This window comes from Microbulbifer regidiadema (SeqCode) (assembly GCF_052467605.1).
The window spans coordinates 1,580,813-1,602,666 of the sequence record NZ_CP174316.1; the positions used below are offsets into that span (position 1 = coordinate 1,580,813).

Annotated in this window: 19 protein-coding genes and 2 tRNA genes; 15 read left to right on the forward strand and 6 right to left on the reverse strand. The window is 46.4% G+C overall.

Translation table 11 applies throughout. The features are described from left to right. The first annotated feature begins 483 nt into the window (after positions 1-483). The 4 genes from ACJJIF_RS07555 to ACJJIF_RS07570 all read left to right on the forward strand — a co-directional run bounded on the left by ACJJIF_RS07555 (position 484) and on the right by ACJJIF_RS07570 (position 5,166). Positions 484-1,422: a right-handed parallel beta-helix repeat-containing protein gene (locus ACJJIF_RS07555; protein ID WP_444931614.1), complete on the forward strand. Its 939-nt coding sequence runs from the start codon at positions 484-486 to the stop codon at positions 1,420-1,422. A gap of 435 nt (positions 1,423-1,857) precedes the next feature. Further along, a complete protein-coding gene (locus ACJJIF_RS07560; RefSeq protein WP_444931615.1) occupies positions 1,858-3,276 on the forward strand; it encodes an alpha/beta hydrolase family protein in 1,419 nt (472 codons plus the stop codon). A gap of 63 nt (positions 3,277-3,339) precedes the next feature. Continuing rightward, entirely contained in the window at positions 3,340-4,446 is a 1,107-nt protein-coding gene (locus ACJJIF_RS07565) for a sensor histidine kinase (protein ID WP_444931616.1), read from the forward strand. A 3-nt stretch (positions 4,447-4,449) separates the two neighbouring features. Beyond that, positions 4,450-5,166: a LytR/AlgR family response regulator transcription factor gene (locus ACJJIF_RS07570; RefSeq protein ID WP_444931617.1), complete on the forward strand. Its 717-nt coding sequence runs from the start codon at positions 4,450-4,452 to the stop codon at positions 5,164-5,166. Between the two features lie 137 nt (positions 5,167-5,303). Here ACJJIF_RS07570 and ACJJIF_RS07575 read toward each other — a convergent pair whose 3' ends face one another. The 3 genes from ACJJIF_RS07575 to ACJJIF_RS07585 all read right to left on the reverse strand — a co-directional run bounded on the left by ACJJIF_RS07575 (position 5,304) and on the right by ACJJIF_RS07585 (position 8,506). Continuing rightward, a complete protein-coding gene (locus ACJJIF_RS07575; RefSeq protein WP_444931618.1) occupies positions 5,304-7,016 on the reverse strand; it encodes a SulP family inorganic anion transporter in 1,713 nt (570 codons plus the stop codon). A gap of 141 nt (positions 7,017-7,157) precedes the next feature. Continuing rightward, positions 7,158-7,571, reverse strand: a complete 414-nt coding sequence (locus ACJJIF_RS07580) for a protein tyrosine phosphatase family protein (RefSeq protein WP_444931619.1) — start codon at positions 7,569-7,571, stop codon at positions 7,158-7,160. Between the two features lie 56 nt (positions 7,572-7,627). Further along, the gene (locus tag ACJJIF_RS07585) at positions 7,628-8,506 is read right to left on the reverse strand and encodes an MBL fold metallo-hydrolase (RefSeq protein ID WP_444931620.1); all 879 of its coding nucleotides are present in this window, start codon (positions 8,504-8,506) and stop codon (positions 7,628-7,630) included. Between the two features lie 92 nt (positions 8,507-8,598). On the opposite strand from ACJJIF_RS07585, the gene ACJJIF_RS07590 reads away from it, so the two are divergent. From ACJJIF_RS07590 to ACJJIF_RS07640, 11 genes are all read left to right on the forward strand, one after another. Then, complete coding sequence (locus ACJJIF_RS07590) at positions 8,599-8,913, forward strand: metalloregulator ArsR/SmtB family transcription factor (RefSeq protein WP_444931621.1); 315 nt, start codon at positions 8,599-8,601, stop codon at positions 8,911-8,913. A gap of 4 nt (positions 8,914-8,917) precedes the next feature. Continuing rightward, positions 8,918-9,355: a YeeE/YedE family protein gene (locus tag ACJJIF_RS07595; RefSeq protein WP_444931622.1), complete on the forward strand. Its 438-nt coding sequence runs from the start codon at positions 8,918-8,920 to the stop codon at positions 9,353-9,355. Continuing rightward, positions 9,355-9,786: a DUF6691 family protein gene (locus tag ACJJIF_RS07600; protein WP_444931623.1), complete on the forward strand. Its 432-nt coding sequence runs from the start codon at positions 9,355-9,357 to the stop codon at positions 9,784-9,786. Before ACJJIF_RS07595 ends, ACJJIF_RS07600 begins: the two co-directional genes overlap by 1 nt. A 132-nt stretch (positions 9,787-9,918) precedes the next feature. Further along, positions 9,919-12,141: an ATP-dependent helicase gene (locus ACJJIF_RS07605; RefSeq protein ID WP_444931624.1), complete on the forward strand. Its 2,223-nt coding sequence runs from the start codon at positions 9,919-9,921 to the stop codon at positions 12,139-12,141. 117 nt (positions 12,142-12,258) lie between these two features. Continuing rightward, on the forward strand, positions 12,259-12,747 hold the full coding sequence (locus ACJJIF_RS07610; RefSeq protein ID WP_444931625.1) for a DUF1993 family protein: 489 nt from the start codon (positions 12,259-12,261) through the stop codon (positions 12,745-12,747). 240 nt (positions 12,748-12,987) lie between these two features. Then, positions 12,988-13,629, forward strand: a complete 642-nt coding sequence (locus ACJJIF_RS07615) for an outer membrane beta-barrel protein (RefSeq protein WP_444931626.1) — start codon at positions 12,988-12,990, stop codon at positions 13,627-13,629. 388 nt (positions 13,630-14,017) lie between these two features. Continuing rightward, positions 14,018-14,094 (forward strand) — tRNA-Arg (locus ACJJIF_RS07620). Between the two features lie 135 nt (positions 14,095-14,229). Further along, a tRNA-Arg gene (locus tag ACJJIF_RS07625) sits at positions 14,230-14,306 on the forward strand. A gap of 279 nt (positions 14,307-14,585) precedes the next feature. Further along, positions 14,586-14,861 (forward strand): hypothetical protein, encoded by a 276-nt coding sequence (locus ACJJIF_RS07630; RefSeq protein WP_444931627.1) that lies wholly within the window; start codon positions 14,586-14,588, stop codon positions 14,859-14,861. Continuing rightward, positions 14,861-15,403, forward strand: coding sequence for a hypothetical protein (locus ACJJIF_RS07635; RefSeq protein WP_444931628.1), 543 nt, complete (start codon positions 14,861-14,863; stop codon positions 15,401-15,403). Before ACJJIF_RS07630 ends, ACJJIF_RS07635 begins: the two co-directional genes overlap by 1 nt. Positions 15,404-15,604: 201 nt before the next feature. After that, positions 15,605-16,252 carry an MOSC domain-containing protein gene (locus tag ACJJIF_RS07640; RefSeq protein WP_444931629.1) on the forward strand — a complete coding sequence of 216 codons (648 nt, stop codon included), beginning with the start codon at positions 15,605-15,607 and terminating at the stop codon, positions 16,250-16,252. A 157-nt stretch (positions 16,253-16,409) separates the two neighbouring features. Here the strand turns inward: ACJJIF_RS07640 and ACJJIF_RS07645 are convergent, their stop codons facing one another. From ACJJIF_RS07645 to ACJJIF_RS07655, 3 genes are all read right to left on the reverse strand, one after another. Beyond that, a complete protein-coding gene (locus ACJJIF_RS07645) occupies positions 16,410-17,894 on the reverse strand; it encodes an APC family permease (protein WP_444931630.1) in 1,485 nt (494 codons plus the stop codon). A 399-nt stretch (positions 17,895-18,293) separates the two neighbouring features. Continuing rightward, positions 18,294-19,457, reverse strand: a complete 1,164-nt coding sequence (locus ACJJIF_RS07650) for a serine hydrolase domain-containing protein (protein ID WP_444931631.1) — start codon at positions 19,455-19,457, stop codon at positions 18,294-18,296. A gap of 723 nt (positions 19,458-20,180) precedes the next feature. Continuing rightward, entirely contained in the window at positions 20,181-21,344 is a 1,164-nt protein-coding gene (locus ACJJIF_RS07655; protein ID WP_444931632.1) for a serine hydrolase domain-containing protein, read from the reverse strand. Positions 21,345-21,854 lie beyond the last annotated feature (510 nt).

Consider the following 21,854-nt stretch of genomic DNA (forward strand, 5'->3'; position numbering starts at 1 on the left):
TTGAAGCTACACCGCACAGACAACTATCTATTTATCACTTAGCAGATTATCTCTCAGCAATAATCCATATCTCTTTTGTGTGCTTTAAAATTCGACACAAAGACCTCTTTCTTTATCCCCTCCAATCACATTTCCACCTCTACCATTGAAAATGGCAAATCATTGCCCGCTTAAAAGCAGATGCGAGACCTATTTTAACAAATGGATTACCCTACAGCCCAATAACCTATCTATAAAAATGGACACCAAGTTCTATCCATAGATAGAGTACCACCTTTAAATATTCAGCAATAATAAATCCACAGCAAAGAAAGGGGTGACTATTACCCTCCCCTCAATAGCCCCCACAATTAATAAAGACTATCGATACGACCAAAAGAAAAACCAAGTGAAGCTGAAACAGCAACTTGTACTACTATCAAATAATTTGAGCACATAGATTGCTTTCTGTTAACGCAACAATCGCTTACCTAGGTACAAACGATGAAAAAAGTTACGCTGACAACCGTCTATACCCTGCTACCCGCTATTGGGTTATCAATATCGCTCCTCAGCCACGCCGTGAGCTGCGGAGACAATATTACGACTCAAGAAACCCTTGATGCGGACTTGTCGTGCGCCACAAATCCGGCACTAACGATTACAGGCCCTACCGGCAGCCTGGATATGGCCGACTTTACTGTCGTCTGTACAGTTGCAACCAATGACGGTATTAGCCTAGAAGGGCTTGGCGCAAGACTTTCCAATGGAGGGATTGAAAGCTGTAATGACAGCGTAATACTCTCCGAAGATGGGGCTCACTCTGCGGTAGATATTGTGATCATAGATCTCTCCGGTACGGGTGTCGTCATTGACAGCGACAATAATTTTGTCAACGAAATAGCTTTTTCCTCCGACGGACTAAGCTCCACCTATGGAATACACGTTACAGCATCCGCAAGCTATAACACCATTACCAACAATTTTATTGCTACATCTGGCGGAGATGGCATATTGTTAGAGGGTACCTCTAACAATATTACTGGCAACGCTATTGATGGTACAATTAACGTTGGAATAAATATTTCCTCTGGCGCCAACTCTAATATCATTATGTTGAACTTGATTGAGTATGGTGAGGATACGGGCATTGAAGTAAATTCAGACGCCAACCTTATCTCTCAAAACGAGGTAAATCACAATATAACAGGCATTAAAATTGAAGGTGCGAGTGACAATCTAGTCAACCTGAATGAGGCTGATGACAATGCCGTCTACGGAATCTCTATTGAGGGAGCAAGTTCTGAAGGCAACAATATTCTCTCCAACTCGTCTTCAAACAGTGGATCATTAGATCTTTACTCACCAGACGACCCAAGCTGCACAGAAAACAAGTGGAGCGGGAATATCTATACCACCCGTGATCCCTCATGCTTAAACTAGCCTTAAGGTCTATCTAAGGAATCTCTGACTCAAAGGCGACAATAAAAGACATAATGATAGAATGCTGCTTGTATTTTTAGCAGTATTATTTTATTAGTCATAAAGTTGTCGCCTATGTAGAGATCGGCAGGTACTGACTGGAAAAGTAAAGCAGCCTAACTTTGCCGACATTACCCTCACATCTGAACAACCCATACAGAAACTTCAGCACCAATATACATGACACTCCGGGAAATTTATCAATGCTGTTAATATAGATGTACTCAACTCAACCTCCCTATTCGCTGTTTAGCAACTCGCAAGTAGATCAATGGTACCAAAAAACCCTCTTGCCGCTCGCCAGCCTTATTTGCCACTCATCCTAAATTTTAGATCGACGGCATACTTTTCTCTAAAATAGCAACCATTCAACAAGAGAGCACAAGGAGAATAATTATGCAGTTTATTCAGAGCAAATTTATCGGGATCAACTCAAAACTGAAGTCACTGATCCTTGCCAGCAGCCTGCTCTCCACTGCAACCATGGCGAGTGGTATCGATGGTGAATGGAAGGCAACCACTCAAACTCCTAGTGATAACATACTCCCCGTTACCCTCCATATTGATCAGGATAACGGAAAGTGGACGGGCGTACTGGATAGCCCCGCACAAGACGCCTACGGCATAGAAATGTCACAACTGGAGGTCAGTGACAACCATATTTCTTTCGAAGTTGAAGATTTACAGATCAGTTACCAGGGAACATACAACCCTGTAGTTGAACTTATGTTTGGCTCATTCACTCAGGGGGAATCACTACCTCTTAACTTCAGAAAGATAACCACAGATAAGCCGGAGAACCGTCCACAGACACCAGTAGGACCCTACCCTTACACTATTGAAGAGGTAAGCTTTAAAAGCAAAATTACAAATCATATTCTCTCTGGGACACTGACCAAACCAAAGTCTGCGATCAAAGCTACAGCCGTTCTGATTAGCGGTTCCGGGCCCCAGGATCGAGATGAAACAGCATTTGGCCATAAATCTTTTGCCGTAATTGCCGATTATTTAACCCGTCAAGGATACGCCGTGCTGCGTTATGATGAGCGAGGAATCGGTGAATCCACCGGAAACTTTTTTACTGCAACCACCGAAGATTTTGCCAATGATACCAGTGCGATTGTGGACTACCTAAACAGCCGCAGGGATCTCCCCCAGGGTAAAATTGGCTTAATTGGCCACAGCGAAGGGGGCATGATAGCCCCTATGGTAGCCAGCAGCCGCGACGATATCGCCTTTACAATTCTGCTCGGCGGTCCTGCGGTTAAAATGCAAGAGCTCTTTCTCGACCAATGGTACCGGGATAGAAAGCACAGCGGGGTGACGGAGGAAAATCTACAGAAAATTCGCAAACTTGATAAAATTATTTTTGAGCAGTTTGCTCAGCTCTCCAAAGGGGAAGCTATCAGCGAAAATTTGCATCAAGCACTTTATAAGAGCGTTGAATTGGAGGGTTTAGAAGGAGACGAACTGGAGACACAGGTTGAGTTACTCAAGAAACAATATTCCACCCCGTGGTTCCGCTATGCGCTGAATTTCAACCCGGAATCCTATTTAGAAAACACAAAGTGCCCACTACTGGCCCTTAACGGCTCATTGGATTTCCAAGTTGATGCAGAAATGAACTTAGGCAACCTGGAAAAAGTGTTAAGCAAATCCAGCCATAAAGATTATGAGATTATTAAACTCGACAAACTAAATCACCTGTTTCAAACAGCCAAAACCGGCAGCGATGCTGAATATGCGAAAATAGAGGAAAGCTTCTCTCCTGGCGCCCTAAAAATAATGACTTCCTGGCTGAATGATCGATTTTAATTTTCCCCAAGAAAAAATGCGATACTCCAAGATAAGGGGTATCGTATCAAGATGTAATAACCTATGAAACTTCTAAAATCCCCCAATCCAACTACCAAGTTCCTAGCTTTTCATTTTGGTGGCTGGCTCATGTTTGCCCTAGTGAATGCGATTTCACGAGGATTGCTTACTGATGAGAATTTCGAACAGCTCGCGGCACACACCTTCACCCTTATATCCACTTGTGGTTTTTCAACCCTCGTCATTCGAGAAATCATATACCGCTTTAATCTTTTGGATAAAAATTGGCGGCAACAATGGCCCATTTTCATTCTATCCTCAATTACTCTCGCATTTATATGTGCCTACAGCTCGCTCACTTTAATTTTCTCGTATTACAACTTAGCAGGGTACACCGCACCCAGCTCCTTTTGGGATAATGTACTTGGCAACTGGCTACTTATGACCATCCTAATGTTAAGCTGGACCTTGATATACATTACAACAGTTAACCAGGATAGACTGCTCAAAGCCGAGCAGGAGGCCGTACAGCTCAACCTACAGCTCAACGAAGCTAAAATGGCTGCACTTATGGGGCAGCTTAACCCTCACTTTCTTTTCAATGGCCTAAATAATATCCGGGCACTGATTCTTGAGGATACGACAAAGTCAAGAACAATGCTGACGAACCTCTCCGATCTGCTACGATACACACTGATGGCACACAAACAGAAAACCGTTCCCCTCAAGGATGAACTGGAGATAGTCTGCCAATATATTGAACTACTTAAAATACAATATGAAGATCGCTTAACTTTTAACCTGGAAGTTGACTCAGACTTAATGGGAGAGCGCATCCCCCCACTTCTTATTCAATTGCTAACAGAAAACGCTGTCCGTCATGGAATCGAAAAATCCAGAACAGGGGGAGAACTGAGTGTAAAAATAGACTCTGTAGAGCAGCATATAGTCATTACCGTAACAAATCCAGGCACTTTAGATATCACCCAAGATAAAACCGCAAATATCGAAGACAAAAAAAGTGGAAATACAGGACTGGGGTTAGCCAATATCCAAAAGCGATTAACACTCCAGTATGGAGAAAAAACCTCCTTTCTGATAGAACAGCAGGGACAACAAGTTATTGCTCAGTGCCATATCCCCACCTCACATTTACAACTAGCGGTATAAGAAGTGAAAGCCATTATTATCGAAGACTCCAGACTCGCACGTAATGAACTGAAGGAGTTACTGAAACCACACAAACATATAGATCTGGTAGCCGAAGCACAAGATTGCGAGCAAGCGGTATCGCTAATTAGAGAAGAGCAGCCAGATTTGCTTTTTCTAGACATCAATTTACCCGATGGCACAGGCTTCGATATACTCGAAAAGCTTGATACCGCCCCTAAAGTTATTTTCACAACCGCTTACGACGAGTATGCGATACAGGCTTTCGAGGTCAATGCTCTCGACTACCTACTAAAGCCCATAAACCCAGAGAAATTCGAGCGGGCCTTAAGTAAAGCACAGGAGGATTCACCCTCAACACCCAGTGCCACCTCAGCCAACTACCTGGACACCAGCAATAAAATCTTTATAAAAGACGGGGAGCGCTGCTGGCTTGTTGAGATTGGGAATATTCGATATTTTGAAAATTGTGGCAATCACGCGCAAGTCTTCTTTGAAGACAACAAGCCGTTTATCTATAAATCCCTGGCAAAAATTGAGCAGAGGCTGAACCCGGAGGTGTTTTTCCGCGCCAACCGGCAACAAATCATCAATTTAAACTATATTAAGAATATTGAACCCTGGATAAATAGTGGGCTAATGGTAACCATGACTGACGGTAAAGAAATAGAAGTTGCCCGGCGACCAGCCTGTCGCTTGCGGGAGATGCTGAGCTTTTAGGGGCGATCAGGAGAAAAATTCGGCATAACTCTACAAGCTTCCAGGTAGGCCTCGACACAGTAGCAAACAAATGCGGCAATCTTAGGTCAGCAGCTCAAAAAGCTGCTGTCACTTCCTGACGGCAATACCCGCCCCCCCTAACCCAGCCGTGCAAATGCCTGATACTGACTTAAAAATACATCGCCAGATAACCGCTGTAGAAAATTACTCTTCTTCAAGCAGTCCATCACCGGCCCTTTCACTTCCGATAGGTGCAGTTGAATTCCCCTCTCCACCAGGGCGCGATCAATAGATTCCAGCACCTCCAGGGCACTCCAATCTATTTCATTTACTGCGCTGCACATCAATATCACATGCTTCACTTTCGGATTGCGGGCCAGATCTATATAAATGCGCTCCTCTAAAACCCCAATATTCGAGAAAATTAAACGGCCATCTACACGAAAAGTAAGAATCTCAGGAATGGTTTTTACTTTATGCCGGTGGATATTGCGAAAATGCTCTGTTCCCTCTACCAATCCCACTTCTGCAATGTGGGGCTTTGAGGCCCGATAGATAAATAACAGTAGTGAAACACCTACTCCACAGGCAACTCCCGGCTCTACACCAAGCAACAACGTGACGGCGATCGTCAGAGTTACCGCGAGAAAGTCTGCCTTGGCAAAATGCCAAGTCTTACCCAGAATGGAAAAATCAACCAGCGATAGAACGGCCACAATAATAGTGGCGGCCAGAGTCGTTTTGGGAAGGTAGTATAGAAACGGCGTTAAGAAGAGTGCAGCCAGGGCAATACCCACTGCGGTAAAAATACTGGCTAACTGTGTTTGCGCACCCGCTGCATCATTCACCACTGAGCGGGAGAATCCCCCACTCACAGGGAACCCACCTGAGAAGCCAGCGCCCATATTGGCCATACCCAGAGCGATCAATTCCTGGTTGCTATCAATCCTCTGCCTGCGCTTAGCGGCCAGGGTTTTAGCAACGGATACAGATTCCACATAACCAAGAATGGCAATCATTAGTGCCGGTACCAGCAAGGCCTCAAGGAGTGGCTGTGATATCTTGGGCAGATTAAGTACAGGTAAACCTGAGGGAATAAAACCAACCAATGCGACTTGTCGCGCCTCATAGCCCAACCCAAAAGACAACCCCATCGTTGCCAGCACCCCCATTGCTGGAGCGGCTCTGGATAGGAGTTCGGCGGTACTCGACGATAAACCCATAGCTTGAAGTAGCCCTGCCCCATAGGCTCGTGCCCAATAGAGAAATAGTACCACCCCCAGACCGGTTATAAGCGCTAGATTATTAACCGTATTGAGGTTTCCCCATAGGGAGGCGATCAATTCAGGCGCGGTATCGCCACTGGCAGGTATACCCAGCAAGTGGCGCAACTGACTCAGTGCGATCAGCAAGGCGGAAGCGGTGATAAAGCCCGATATTACTGGGTGAGAGAGAAAATTAGCGAGCATCCCCAGGCGCAAAGCACCCAGCACGGCAAGAATGGCTCCAGATAGGAGTGCAAGGGCAGTAGCAGCACTCAGGTAGTCAACCGCACCCGATGCTGTAACCTCCGCTAATGCAGTGGCACTCATTAAGGAAACCACAGCAACCGGCCCTACCGACAGGGTACGACTAGTCCCAAAAATACCGTAAACGATAAGGGGCAATATACTGGCATACAGCCCCACCTCAGCGGGCAGACCGGCAAGAATAGCGTAAGCGAGGGATTGCGGGATCAATAATACGGTAACGATTGCTGCGGCTAACAAGTCCCGAAGCAGAATTTCACGATTATAACCATGAAAAATATTAAGAATGGGAAACCATCTGGAATACTGCTGCTCAGCCATTATTTACTGCCCGCGCTTTTACTATCCACAGCCCTCCTTATACGCAGGACCCAGGGAGATAAGTGGCGGCGCTCCATTGTGCCGCCATAGAGAATCGTTATTTATCAGCAAACAGTATTGATTGCCGATAAATATTTGCAGTTAAGGTTCGATTGTGACCAGTGCCGCACTAATATCAAAACCCGCCTGCTGAGCCTGGGTGTACAGCTGCTTTTTATCCGCGCCCATCAGGAGTTTAGCTCCGGCCCAAACCTGACTGGAGCGATTACCCGTTCGGCAGAAAGCGTGTACTTTCTCTCCACTTTGTAAAACATCGCGAAACGCCTCACAGTGATTTTGCAGCATACGCCCACGGGCAAAAGGGATAGCCACAAATTTTATCCCCACCGCTAGCGCCGCCTGCTCCATTTCAGTGTAAGAGGGGTGAGCTTCACTCTCACCTTCAGGGCAATTGCATACCACGACTTGAACCCCACTCTGAGCCAAAGGCGCCATGGTTTCACAGGTAATATGCTCAGAGACACTCACTTGATCATCTAACACTTTAATATTCATTATCACCTCAATTTTATACATTCAATAGAGCGAATCACACGGATCAATAAGTTCGTTTAGAGCAGGTTAAGTGGCACCTTTAGGTAAACTGTGCCGTTGGACTCTGCCGGAGGCATCTGCCCAGCCCGGATATTGACCTGTACCGAAGGTACAATCAGCCTTGGCACAGATAGAGTGGAATCACGCTTGCGCCGCACTGCGACAAAATCCTCCTCGGCCACACCATCGCGCAGGTGAATATTTTCTCTGCGCTGCTCACCAACACTGGTCTCGCACTGGTAGTCCCGCTTGCCCTTAGGCGGGTAGTCGTGGCACATAAACATGCGGGTTTGATCCGGCAGGGACAAGATTTTGCGCACCGAGCGATACAACTCTGACGCATCGCCCCCGGGAAAATCACAGCGCGCACTACCAACATCCGGCATAAATAGGGTATCGCCAACAAACAGGGCGTCGCCGATTAACCAGGCCATATCTGCGGGGGTGTGACCGGGACTGTAAATAACTTTCGCTGTCAACTGCCCCACCTGGAAAGTCTCACCGTCCTTAAAGAGGTGATCAAACTGACTGCCATCTGCCAGAAACTCCCGCTCAAGATTGAATACATCGCGGAAAATTTGCTGCACCTGACAAATCTGCTCGCCAATCCCTATTCGCCCCCCCAGCTTCTGCCGCAAAAATGGCGCGGCCGACAAATGATCGGCATGGGCGTGGGTCTCCAGTATCCACTCCAGGGTCAAGCCTTTATCCCGGATAAAAGACACCAGCTCTTCGGCACTTCGGCTACAGGTACGGCCGGAAGCCACATCAAAATTGAGCACAGAGTCCACTACAGCGGCGGAACCCCCTTCCCTGTCGTACACCACATAGCTCCAGGTCTCCGTTTCCCGGTCTAGGAATGGCTGCACCTGCGCAGGGTGTTGTTGTTGAGGCATCTTCAGCCCTCCAGTATTCGCTACACTAACAATATACAATCTGATAATATATAAAACAATATATTGTAACTATGTAAACTGTTTTAGTTCCTATGTCTGATACTGAACATCTCGACCTTACAAAAATGCGCGATTCCGCCAACCAGGCGGCTATGATGCTGCGCTCCCTGGCCAACCGGGACCGCCTGTTACTGCTGTGTCAGCTTAGCCAGGAAGAACTCAATGTCGGCGAGCTGGAAGAGCGCCTGGGCATCCACCAACCAAGCCTGTCCCAGCAGCTGGGGGTCCTCCGCCGCGAGGGCTTGGTCGAAACGCGCCGAGAGGGAAAAAACGTCTACTATCGGGTTGCAGACCCGCGCGTGCTGACCCTGCTGCAAACTCTCTACCAACTCTACTGCGCGGAGTAGCCCTATGACTATCGATTGGGCCGCCTTCACTCCAGGCTCCGCACTCGCAGGGGGGCTACTGATCGGCCTCGCCAGTGCTACTTTACTCGCCTTTAATGGTCGCATCGCAGGTATTTCCGGCATTATTGGCAGCCTGCTTAACCACCGCCGAGACACCCTATGGCGCTTAGCCTTTATTGGCGGGTTATTGATGAGCCCTTTTGCCTGGAAGGTCTTTGCAGTGATGCCCACCATTGAGATTAAGGCAGATTACCCCAGCTTAATTACAGCCGGTTTACTCGTGGGCCTGGGTACTCAAATGGCATCCGGTTGCACCAGCGGCCACGGCGTTTGCGGTTTATCCCGACGCTCTATTCGCTCACTAACCGCCACCCTAATATTTATGACTGCGGGCTTCACCACCGTTTTTCTAATAAGGCACCTGCTGGTGGGGCAATTCTGATGAAAACCAATATCAGCGCACTCTGCGCGGGACTGATTTTTGGCCTGGGACTACTACTCTCCGGCATGACCAACCCGGAAAAAGTACTGGGCTTCCTCGATCTTGTTGGCGCCTGGGATCCATCTCTGGGACTGGTGATGTTTAGCGCTATTGCTGTGGGGCTACCCCTGTTCCACTTGGTCACAAGGCGTGGAAAATCTATCTGGAATCAGCCCCTCCATCTACCCACAAAAAGCCGGATCGATCGCCGCCTAGCGCTGGGCAGCCTTCTGTTTGGCGCAGGCTGGGGATTGGTCGGCCTCTGCCCGGGACCGGCCCTTGTCGCTGCCGGGGCCGGGCAGCCAAAAGCCTTGATATTTGTTCTCGCTATGCTCACAGGCATGAGCATATTCCAGCTCTTTGGTAGCAAGCGCACCACAGCGGCGGAATAAGTAAGCCCGGGGCTGATCGCAAGCCCCCTTTTACTGCCCCCGATTACCCCTGGAATCCCCGGCCAAAGGCGGCGCTACTTGTAAGGCGGCACCAAACACTGGCAAAATATCCAGTATTTGGGTGAAAATGCGATGGGCGGCAACAATCTCACTTCAGAGCAACAGGCAATCGCAGACCACAGCGGCGGTCACGCTAAAATCATTGCCGTTGCCGGCTCCGGCAAAACCACCGCCCTACTGCACTATATAAAGAATCGCCTGGATGCAGGCATCCCCCCCGAGCGACTACTGGTATTGATGTACAACCGCAGCGCGCGCGAGGACTTTGATCGGCGCATGAAAGGCTTGGCCGAGGGCCCTATACCGGCAGTACACACCTTCCACAGTGTCGGGTATCGCCTATACCAACGCATGATTGCCAACAATCATCTTACTGCCGCCAATCTCTCCCCCCTGCCACAAGCCACTATTCAATTACAGATATGGAAAGCGATTGAAGAGTGTGCCCCTACCCACGAATTAGAGGAGATTCGCGCGCGCAAGCAGTCTGAAGTTGAAGCCGCAGAATTTTTTATCGACTATGCCAAAACCATTTTATCCGGGGAGCTAAGCGCATTTCAGGAGCTAAAACTCGGCGACGAGTTTATGTATTTTCTACAGGTATTTCGCACTTTTGAAGCGTGGCGCCGCAGCCAAAGTGCCGTAACCTATGCCGACCTGATTTACGATCCCGCCATGCTGCTCGGCACCGATGAGCAAATGGCCGAGCAGTACGGCGGTTATTATGAAGATATCCTGGTAGACGAATACCAGGATATCAATGAGATACAACACTTTTTACTGCGAGTTCTCAATGGGGAGTCCGGCAACGTCATCGCTATCGGCGACCCAGACCAAACGATTTATGAATGGCGCGGCTCCAAGCCGGATTTCCTGCTCAATCTTTTTGATAGGGACTTCCCCCCCTCAAATATTTACCACCTGAGCCGCACCTTTCGTTACGGTCACCAGCTATCTCTAGCCGCCAACCATTTTATTGAGAATAATCGCGATCGCGCCGATATATTCTGTATATCTGCCCGTAAGGAACAACAAACAGAGATAGAGCAGGTGGCAACCGATAAAGAGGGTCGCTGGCTGGTAGAGCACCTGCGCCGATACCAAAAACAGGGGCAGGCTCTCAGGGACGTTGCCGTATTGGTACGACTGTGGTCGATCGCAGCACCTATTGAGCTGGCGCTACTGGCCAACAATATCCCCTACCGATCCGCCAGCCGCAATACCGTACTGTCCCGTCGCGAGTTGCGGCCACTGTTTTGGAGTCTGAATATTGCCTCTGGCCGCTTTACCGAACTTTCGGCCAAACGCCGCCAACAAGGACTTTATGAATGGCTGACCGCCCCCCATGTCCGCATTCCGCGCAAAGTTCTGGAGCCCGTTTGTTCCACCCTGGCCGCTCTGGATAAAGACTGGGGCAAACAGTTAATTACCCTGCTGCCAGAAAGCTTGAGCAAACCCCAAGCCAAACGCCTGCGCCAGCGGGCAGACCTGCTCACCCAAATTGAGGGCTGGCGGGGCCATGCTGGAGAACTGTTGCGCCGCCATATCGGCGAATTGGAGCTTCTCAGCGGGATCGCTGATGACGCCTTCACTCGTCAACAGGGCGAGGAAAGACAGCAGACGATCATCGCCTTCTGCAAGTATCTGGACACACTGAAGCAATCCCCCGCAGAAGCCCTGGCACACCTACAGGAACTACAGCGGCAACATCGAGAGGGCGAGCAATCCCGTGTCGATGGTATTCAAATAACCACGATGCACCAGGCCAAGGGGCTGGAGTGGGAGCAAGTTATTATCCCGAGCCTCACCCAGCACAATATGCCCTACCAACCCCAGCGAGACTTCTCCACACCCGCCTCCCTGGAAAGCGAGCGCCGCCTGATGTATGTTGCTATAACCCGGGCAAAATCAAAGCTGTTCTTATTGGCCCCCACGGAAAACACCGACAAAAAGGACCCTGAGGCTTCACAGCCCTCTCTGTTTATCAATGAAATGCAACTCCCGCTAAGTAAATTAATGGCAGATGCTCTACGGGACCGTCCAGACAAAATCGATACCGATGTGCCAGTATCGCGCCAGGCGCTCCACTATTTAGAGGCCTGCGATTACAACCCCAATATCAGTGCACCCCGCGCACCAATGCGAAAACCCGAACCCGGTGAAGGCCTGCGCCACCAAAAACTCGGCTATGGCAGGGTTTTGGGCTGGGAGGATAAGCGCATAGAGATCTTATTTAGCGATGGCAAGGCTCGTCGATTTGATTGGGAAACCCTGTCACGGTATCTGATGCAGTGATGGCCCGGTAAAATTTTTACCGTTACTGTTGATTTCGGACAAATAAAGCCTATGGCGGTCAGAGTATTATCAATTACCGCCATCCCCCCAACTTCACATTTTTGCTGACTTATTCTGATGCAAGTATCTATCAAACAGCTTATCAAAAACCCTCTTTCCCAACTATTTTTCATCAGCCAAAAAATCCCACAGGAATTATTTAGTAAACAACTGACCCAGGACATGTTTTGCCTAGGGGAAAACGCAAAAATTGCGACCAATTTTGCCCTTCGCGGGTACTGCCCACTGGTTGACAGAACAACGGTCACTTTTGAAACAGGCGGGAGTCAAAAAGAGGATATCCTTCAAACTATTCAAAAAACACTCAACCACCTGAACACCCTACCCGAAGTGACACAGCTAGATGACAGTAAAACAATTGCGGACAAAGCGGGCTTTAGCGTGGTAACGCTTCCTCAGCCGCAATATATCCATCAATATATACTGCCGAATTTGCTATTTCACATAAGTATGGTTTATGCCATTGCACGCAGCCACGGAGTGGCCCTCAGTAAAGGAGATTATGACGGCTACCACAGCTATCCAGCAGCATTTAGTTTTATTTAACGATCGGCCTCTGGATAGCTTTGCAACTCTCAATATTTGAAATTTGGTTTTTACAGAAAATTTTAATCCTGGCACTACCGAACATTTGAAATCAACTATTACTCATACGATAGTTCCAGAAGCTAACCTAAACACCTTTAGATTATTTAAAACCACTTGACCCATCCCATTTAAAAAAATATAACTACGTTTCAGGTAGATATCTACAGCAAACTTTTTAACGGAATAGAAGTAATCGGTATGAAAATCTCCAAGCTATTACTACTCCCCCTAGCTCTGACAATCTCCAGCATTTCTACCGCAGAGGAAAAACCGCTCTATGTAGGTTTCGGAATGGGTTACCACGACTTTGATGGGCAGAAAGCTCAATCTGATCACTACCTTGATGGGCAGCGTTTCGGCGATCAAACAAACTCTATAAATATTTATCTCGGCTATCAGTTTAACCAGCACTTCTCAGTAGAAGCTGCCTATCAGCATTTCAATAGTGCTAATGATGAATATCGCGCACTGGTTAACTCTTATGATTACGAAACCGATGGATACCGCTATATCTACGTCAACGACGATGAAACACTTGAGGTCAGCAGTTTCCAATTAAACAGTGTCGCACACTACCCTGTGCTTGAAAAACTGACCCTCAGTGCCAGTCTGGGCCTCTCCTATACCAGAGTCGATAGTGAATTCAGGCCAGTTTCGACCTGGTGGTCACTTATAAGCCCGGTTAACAGATACAGCGAAAAAGACTTCGACCTCACCTACGGTCTCGGCGCCAAATATGACTTTACCGATAACATTTCTGGCAGGCTTCAGTGGAAGAGAATCGATAACGACATCATAGCGGTTAATGGGTTTAACCTATCCCTAGAAACTCACTTCTAGCCCCCTTTGCCAGGGAGCGCAAAGGAACCAAGCCCCTCACGGCTTAGCCCAGGGGCCTCTGAATGATTCTGTAATATCCCTGCCGGGCTTACTGAGCGACTCACACTCTACGTTGCAACATTTTGAAAAAATCTAAAGCCCCGCGTTGATTGAGAAGTGCTCTACAGGCCAGAGATATCACAAGTTATTCAGAGCCCCATACGCAATCAAACCTCTCTAAACCGTCGGCAGGATTAACTGGGCACTCAACTATCGCCTTAAATAAGTCCAGGTTGCTCTAAATGCCTCCAAAGTGCCCAATCTTTAGCCAACCCAATGATTTTTAAGGATTTTTTTGTTATTTAGGTTGACTTGTACCAGGTCCATCTATAATATCCGCACCTGTAACGCGCTCGTAGCTCAGCTGGATAGAGTACCTGGCTACGAACCAGGCGGTCGGAGGTTCGAATCCTCCCGAGCGCGCCACATACAAAGGCCTGCATCGAAAGATGCAGGCCTTTTTTATTATCCCCATCTGAAGAATTCAGGTCGATCGCTAAAAATTTCAAAAAAAGATTGACTAACGGTCGGAAAGGGAATAAATTACGCCACCTCGACGACGCGCTCGTAGCTCAGCTGGATAGAGTACCTGGCTACGAACCAGGCGGTCGGAGGTTCGAATCCTCCCGAGCGCGCCATCTTCAAGGGGTTTACGTTACATGACGTAAGCCCCTTTTTTATTTCCCTCAAGCATACTGGCTGCACCCAGCAATTCCTTTTACAATAAAGAGAGGCTTGGGTTCACCCTGATCACCCCCGCTTCCCCCCCTCCTTAGCTGCAACACTTGGTCAGCAAGCTAGATCCCGTAGTGAAAGGCTGGCATCAAAGCTCTGGACAAATTTAAACCAAGTTGAATCAGGAGTCTCGATAGTTAAAAATACGCAAGGAGCTGTCAAAATCAGAAGTAAGGGACTACATGGCTGACATCCTTAAAGATATACTCCAGTTTGTGCAGAGTATGGGGCTCAAGAACGGCCTCTTTGTCATATTTTTCATCTTTGCGCATTACCTGCTCTTCTGGATGTACAGCGGGCGCCTGAAAGATCGTCAAGTTGAAATTGATCGGCTTGCAGCCGATAATAAAGAATACAGAGACAGGTTTCTGAAACTGATGGATAATGCCTTCTCTTATTCTCCACCCACCAGGAAAGCTGCGTCCAAAAGACCGGCTAATGAAAAGGAGTTTGAGTAGTGCTCTATATATTGCCGGCAATTGCTCTTGTCTTCATTTTCGCCAAGATATATCAGCTTCTGGAAGTAAAGAAGCACGATCAGCACCTGTTTGAATTTTGCCAGCTGCGAAGAGATACAATCAGCTACCTCTCCAGCTCCTACACAGACCTATCAAGAACAGATTACATCGCCTTACGCAAGGTTAGTGACACGCTTAGCGCCATCATTGCCGAGTATAAGGAGCACCGCACGGTAGTATTTAACCTCAGGCTATTTTCAGAGTATGTCAATCAGCTAAAAACCTTTGAAAAAAAGACAGAGAAAATATCAACCAACAACCCCCAAATACAAGATCTACTCCATAGAACTCACCGATCTATATTTAATGCCTTTCTAGCATTTACGCCCTGCCTTAAATCGGAGCTCGCTTTCGCTGTTGCAATAAAGCTTATCTCCCTTGGGGTAAAGGCTGGAGTCAAATCGCTCAGAAGGTACTTATTCAGCCTTAAAGAGGCAAAGTTGCTGCTTAATACATTTGAGCGGCTCTCCGCCCCCTGCTGATACCCCTATTCGCCCCAGGCCACATCAAGCTTTCCATAGGTATAGCTTTCATATGCAAAGCTACTCAATTGCTATTTCTGAAACTACAAAAAGCTGTCGGGCAACGGCTCCCCCCCAAAAAAATAATGAAAAATGTGCAACTTAAATTCATTTCATTAAGATCTGCACCTTATACAAGGTTCTATCGATAGGCCAAACTGCATGAAATTAATTTCTATCAATGTATCCAAAAAAATAGCCTCTGAATTCAAAGGCAAGCCCGTTACTACCGGAATCTTTAAAAAATCCACTGAAGGAAGAGTTTTCGTTAGCAAGGGGAATCTAGAGGGGGATGAGCAAGCAGACCTAAAGCACCATGGCGGTAAAGACATGGCCGTATATGCATTTTCTTATGATCACTACGCCTACTGGGAGGGTCAACTAGGCAGAAGCGGGCTTAAATATGGCGCATTTGGTGAAAACCTAACCATAGAGGGACTTCAGGAAGAGAAGATTTTTATTGGGGATCAATTTCGCATCGGCAGCTGTCTCCTGGAGGTAAGCCAGCCCAGGATACCCTGCTTTAAACTCTGCATGGCAATCAACAGTGATTCCGCAGTCAAGATTTTCACAAACAGCTTTAATTGCGGTGTATATTTTAGAGTCATTGAGCAGGGGTATATCGAGGCCGGAGATTTTATGGAAAAAACTTATGAAGCATCAAACTCTATAAGCATACGCTCCATGTTCAGATCTTTATTTGACAAAGATTTCCCCGATGCCATGGACACGCTTCAAATCGCAAGTCAGTTACAACCCTTATCACAAGAATGGAGAGATAAAGCCACAAAACGACTTGCCAAATACTGACAACTAAAATCTTACGTTTTCCGAAAGCAATGGCAAGTAATACAAGCCCCATAACAACACCGTTACTACAAAGCTTGGGGGTAATCGAAATTTAGCGCCCCTTTAGCTTTACTCCTGTGAGCAGACTCATCAAAAGATCAAGGGGCCACAAGAAAAATTATGGCTCATTATATATCCTACAAAATTTAACATAGGTTTTTGAGGATATTAACAAGTAAATAATCGCCGAAAAAACCATCACCAACCAGGTGTATTGCACAAAATATAAAACCCATAAATAGGAAATAAATGGCAATACAAAAACAGCCAGCTTCTTAATACCAATACTGGTAATATGCAGCGAAGCATATATACAAATCAGCACCGATAAAGAAGAGCATACCAATAACAGTGATGATGGCTTTATTGTAATCATTAGCGCGCTTAGTAAAACAAAAACGATACCTCCAAAGTATCTCAGCCCGGGCTCAAGCGCCCCCATACTAATAGGAGCAGCCATATATCCAACCAGGTGATAACCGGTGACAATCACCATAAGCGCCGCCCAGCTATCGGCATGAGCAAGAACAATCGCCGCTATCAACCAATTGGTGAGTATAGAACGCCTTGATAAATTGTGTATAGGGTCGAGTACAGCCAACCAGCCAGGCATCTGTCGCACCGAGGCCATAGCAAACAGTATTCGCGATGAAGCCCCCAGGTAAGTGTATCCCGAAGCTGAAGGGCTTATGATACTATCTGCAAGCAGTATCATGGCAAGAAAATGCAGCCCCAGCAGCGCAGCCAGATCTAAAAGTGGCGAGTCAAAATTAATCTCTTGCCAGCCGCCATTTTTCACCAGGAGATCGTTTGGCACCGACGCCATAAAGGCATATTGTAACGCCAGATAAACAAGCGTCATAATCGTTATTGACAAAAACACAGCCAAAGGAATATTGCGCTTTGGATTTCTAACCTCACTGGAAAAGGCAGCACTAACCTGAAAACCATTAAATGAATAAATCAATCCAGCACCAACTATTGCGGAAAAAGCGCTTTGAAAGCCAAACTCCTGATCAGAATCTATCGAGAAATTTGCCCCACTGGTATCATTACTAAACACTACAATAAGCAACACAATTATTGCGAAGGTAGGCGTAAAAATTTTCAGCACCGTAACAACATTATTGATTTTGGTAAGAACACGTATTCCATAAAAATTAATCACCAAATACACAAAAAGAATGCTTAGTGCAAGTACCTTACCCCACAAGGTTAAGATGTGATTATCAATTAAAAGAGAGGAGTCAATCGCAGATGAAATATATTGAGTGGTTGCCTGGGCCTCTGTAGCCACAACCATTAAGGAACCAAACCAATTGGCAAATGCAAATGGCATCCCAAAGATACTGTTGTGTGACAGCGCACTCGCTTGAGCTAAAGCACCACGAACTGGGTAGAATGCAACAATACGCGTTAGGCACAAGCCAACCATTAGGGCGAAAAGTGCCGCTAAAATCCACGCTCCAAATGCCCAGTTACCCGCATAATTTGCCGTCAACTGTGCGCCAAACAACCAACCTGAGCCAATCATGCAGGTCGCACTAAGCAGCGTAGCACTGATCAGGGAAACACGTGCTTTTCCGTCTTTGGCACAATCCATATCAACTATTTCTGAAGTGTTACGCAGGTGTTGTCACTATCCAACCTGGTAAGTCCTGCGGCTAATACTTTTAGTCTAGTCAGCTACGGGGCCTTTGAATAATTCTGTAATACCTCTGCAAGCCTTGAGAGCTACATATATTAAATTAAACTCCCCCACAAATGGTCGCAGGAGTTGTAACGTAAAATTCGCCTCCCCAGAATTCAGCTTCACTTCAGCCCCATAACAATAGATCACACTAGATTCACAAGCTGAAATATTAAACACTAAAAAGGCCTATTGCGCTGCAACAAATAAAAAGCCGCCTATTTTAGTGTTTAATTCCCCTCCTCCCACTGGGAAGCCTATGAATAACGCCACAATATCTCTGCAAACGCTAAAATCAGCAGATATTACGCCTTACTCAGAGTACGACGAAACATCCCAACGGGCACAATTTGCAACATCGATATATTCCTTGAGGATGGCAACCATACGTCCGCGTATGCGCCAGAACTTCTCAGGGACATGATTTGTCGCAAAAGCAATTGAGGCCCTACACTCAGGAATAACAAACAGATAAGCCGTAGCTGCATTATCAGTCACACCACCGTGATGCAGTGCTAGCCATGGCTTTTCCTCCTTCCCCAACTCGATACCAGCAACCCGCCAACCAAGCGAATATTTTTCCTTATTAACCTCACCGTTGCGTAGTTTCACTGGTGTAAAAAGCGCCTGTAATGCATCATTTGATAAGAATCCAACCTTATAGAGAGCTTGGGCCATCCTCACCAAATCGGAAGGGGTTGAAATAAATCCTCCTCCACCAAAGAGAAAACTCCTATCTCGCTCACCTGTGGAACGAACAAACACTCCCATGCTATCCACATTCGAATAATAAGCTGCTTCGCTCCCCCGCCCAGCAAAAGAAGTATCCAGCTCTGTAGCTGCCATCCCCAAGTGACTCCAAAGCTCTGATTTAAGATAATCGATATACCCTTTTTCTGAAGCGGCTCCAACAACAGCTGATAGCAAGATATAGCCATTTGATGAATAGCGATACTGAGTTCCAGGCTCAAATAACAATGGGTGCCCATCGAATACGTAAAATGCATCCAGCGGAATTTTATGATTCTTCACATCGGTAAATTCAGCTAAATCCCTCTCCCGAGTATCGTGCGGCACGCCAGCTGTATGCGCGGCAAGCTCAGCAACACTAAACGTTGATGTATACTCAGGGTGCTTGACATAGGCACTTACTGGTTGTTGCAGGTCCATTTTACCCTCAGTAAGTAATCGAGCCACAGCCAGTCCTGTCATAGGTTTGGACAAGCTGCCGACTGAATATTGCGTGTCAGTATCGGCCTCCAACTCCTGTTCAATATCAGCAAATCCTATCGCCTGAGCAAAAGCCACCTGGTCGTTCAGCCCTATTGCGACAGATAAGGAGGGAAGCTTATACTCCTCCTTTAGCACTGCAACCTCCCTCATAATCCTGGAAGCCTTATTCTCCTCTGCGAAGGCCTCCAAAGCCAGCCCCTCAGACAACGCCATCAAGCTGATTAACAAATAATTTCTTAACATTTTTCCCACTTCGAATTTACCATGATCATACTGTCAACCATAAATCAACAAAAACTGACTTATTTATCCCTACCAAAGTATCTATACACTCAACTACAATGTGTATTCATGTTTGATCAATTACAATTTGGTTAGACGCACCTAGCCCAGGGGATAGATGCAGTAGGACAATTATTTTTTATCTCCACCCAAGTATTACTTGACCCGCTAACAAAGCCGGCGAGCACTATAGGCAGTTAGTATGTCAGCCATACCCATCAGGCGCTACTGAAGGAGCATGGAATGATATGTTCAATGAGCAGTAAAGGAAATTGTTGGGACAACGCACCAGCTAAGTGGCTTTTAGCAGCCTGAAGTGAGAGTGACCAATAAGAAACCCCTATGGAACAAGGGAGGATACGACCACAGATGTGAGAGCCTATATTAATTATTAAAACTCATGCAGAATACACACAATACTGGGCCATATAACCCCTACCAGATTTGAGAAATGCGCTTAAAGAGGTGTCCGGTTGGGCTTGATCACAGCAAAGGTGAACGAAATAGGCTTGAAGTGTATTTGTTTTCAATACATTTTAACCCCAAGCAGAGTTCGGTTTAACCTATAAATCTATGGCACTACAACTGAATCAATATAAAATCCTCTCCTCCCCTACAATATCAAACAACGACTTTAGGAGAGGGAGGGCAGCACTAAATCAGTCTAGCTTAGATTTTTAGCCATTAAAACTGAGCATGTTCATTATGAAATAAATCCAACGTCCTCAGAGACAGCTCTACCAAATCTACTGCTCGATCACTATCCGCATTTTTAATGGCACTTACCGAACGGGCATGGTCAGGGCAGAGCATCAGTATACTATTCGCACCAACAGCCTCTCCGCTAATTATCTTCATATTTGGGTGCTCCTGAAGAATTCTAATCACATCTGCATCTTCCACCGGATCATACAGCTCACCCAAAGCACTGGAATCAACAATCCAGCCCATACCATAACTAAGCTCATCGCCACTTGCTAGAGTCCCCGGGCTAAAAATTTCAGATATAGACTCAGCGCTCAGGTAGCGCTCATCAAGGTGCGATAAAGCAAATTTAACCAAATCACTCGGTGTTGAAAGCATACCTCCGCCAGCATACTTATAGCTGCTATTTACCTCTGGAGAGTTAATTAAGGTTCCACCCCAATAAGAATAGGCTCTTTGCCTATGAGGTATTATGGGTGAATTCTCATCGAAGGTACTATTTTTCAACTTCAATGGCACAAATACTTCTTCTTGCACCAATGTCTTAAACTCAGATCCCGACGCAGACTCCATAGCCGCAGCAAGTAGTGTCCAGGCATAAGTAGAATATCCAAAGTCTGTCCCCGGATAGAACAGCAGGTCATCATTTTTAAAAATATCTAGCGCCTCTGCTGTCGAGCTATACTCCACATTGAGAAGCATCTCCTCCTCAGAGCTATAGTAGCGTATTCCGGAAGTATGATTCGTTATCTGCCTGAAGCTAATGTCAGCGTGTGAATCAGGCCAAGCCTCCACTAGTGGGCCGACATATTCATCCAGCTCAAGAGCCCCCTGCTCTTTTAATCTCATCAAAGCAGCAGTAGTGATAACCTTTGAAATACTCGCTATCCTTAACTTAGTTCTTCTGGTCATTGGAACTTTAGCTTCCAAATCAGCAAAACCATAGCCTTTTGCCCAGCGAACGTGTCCATTTTCCCCAACAGCCACACTAACCCCGGGTACTGACTCCTCTGAAACTGCCTCCTCAAAAATATCATTTAGGCTATTTACATGACTTTCTGCGTTTGCAGCTTGCAACGCTGCACACAATATAAACGCAGCACACAATATAAACGCAGCACAATAAGTTAGACGTTGGTACATGATTTGGGCATCCATCCTCTATTATTTTCATCATCAAAAAGACACATCAATATACCGCACTCAGCTATCGATGTGAAAAAAATCTCACAGTTAAAGTAGAAAAAGTGCAAGCGATAATAGAGCATAAAATTAACCCCTGCGGCAAACCGATTTCCAACCTAGAGCTGAAAGTAAAACTGCCTCCTGACAATTAATAATTAAGCAGAAAAATGTTTTATTTCTAGAAGCAAGCCAAACACCTCCCGCCGAGCAGAAGTGAAAGCATACTCACCTTTAAGCGAAAGCATTGCAATCTAACATAAAGTATCACCAGATAATCCAAGGCTAAACATGGAAGCTTTATGAGAGCTGAGTCTTTATTTGTATTATACCCCCCAGCAGAAACAAACCCTCCTACATAACCCCTACATCTACCAGAGTTCTACGACCTATAATTCCCACAAAACATTCAGGTTTGCAGAGCAAGATCTCTGTTTCTGTTAAAACCTCAATATTTCCAATAGAAAATCT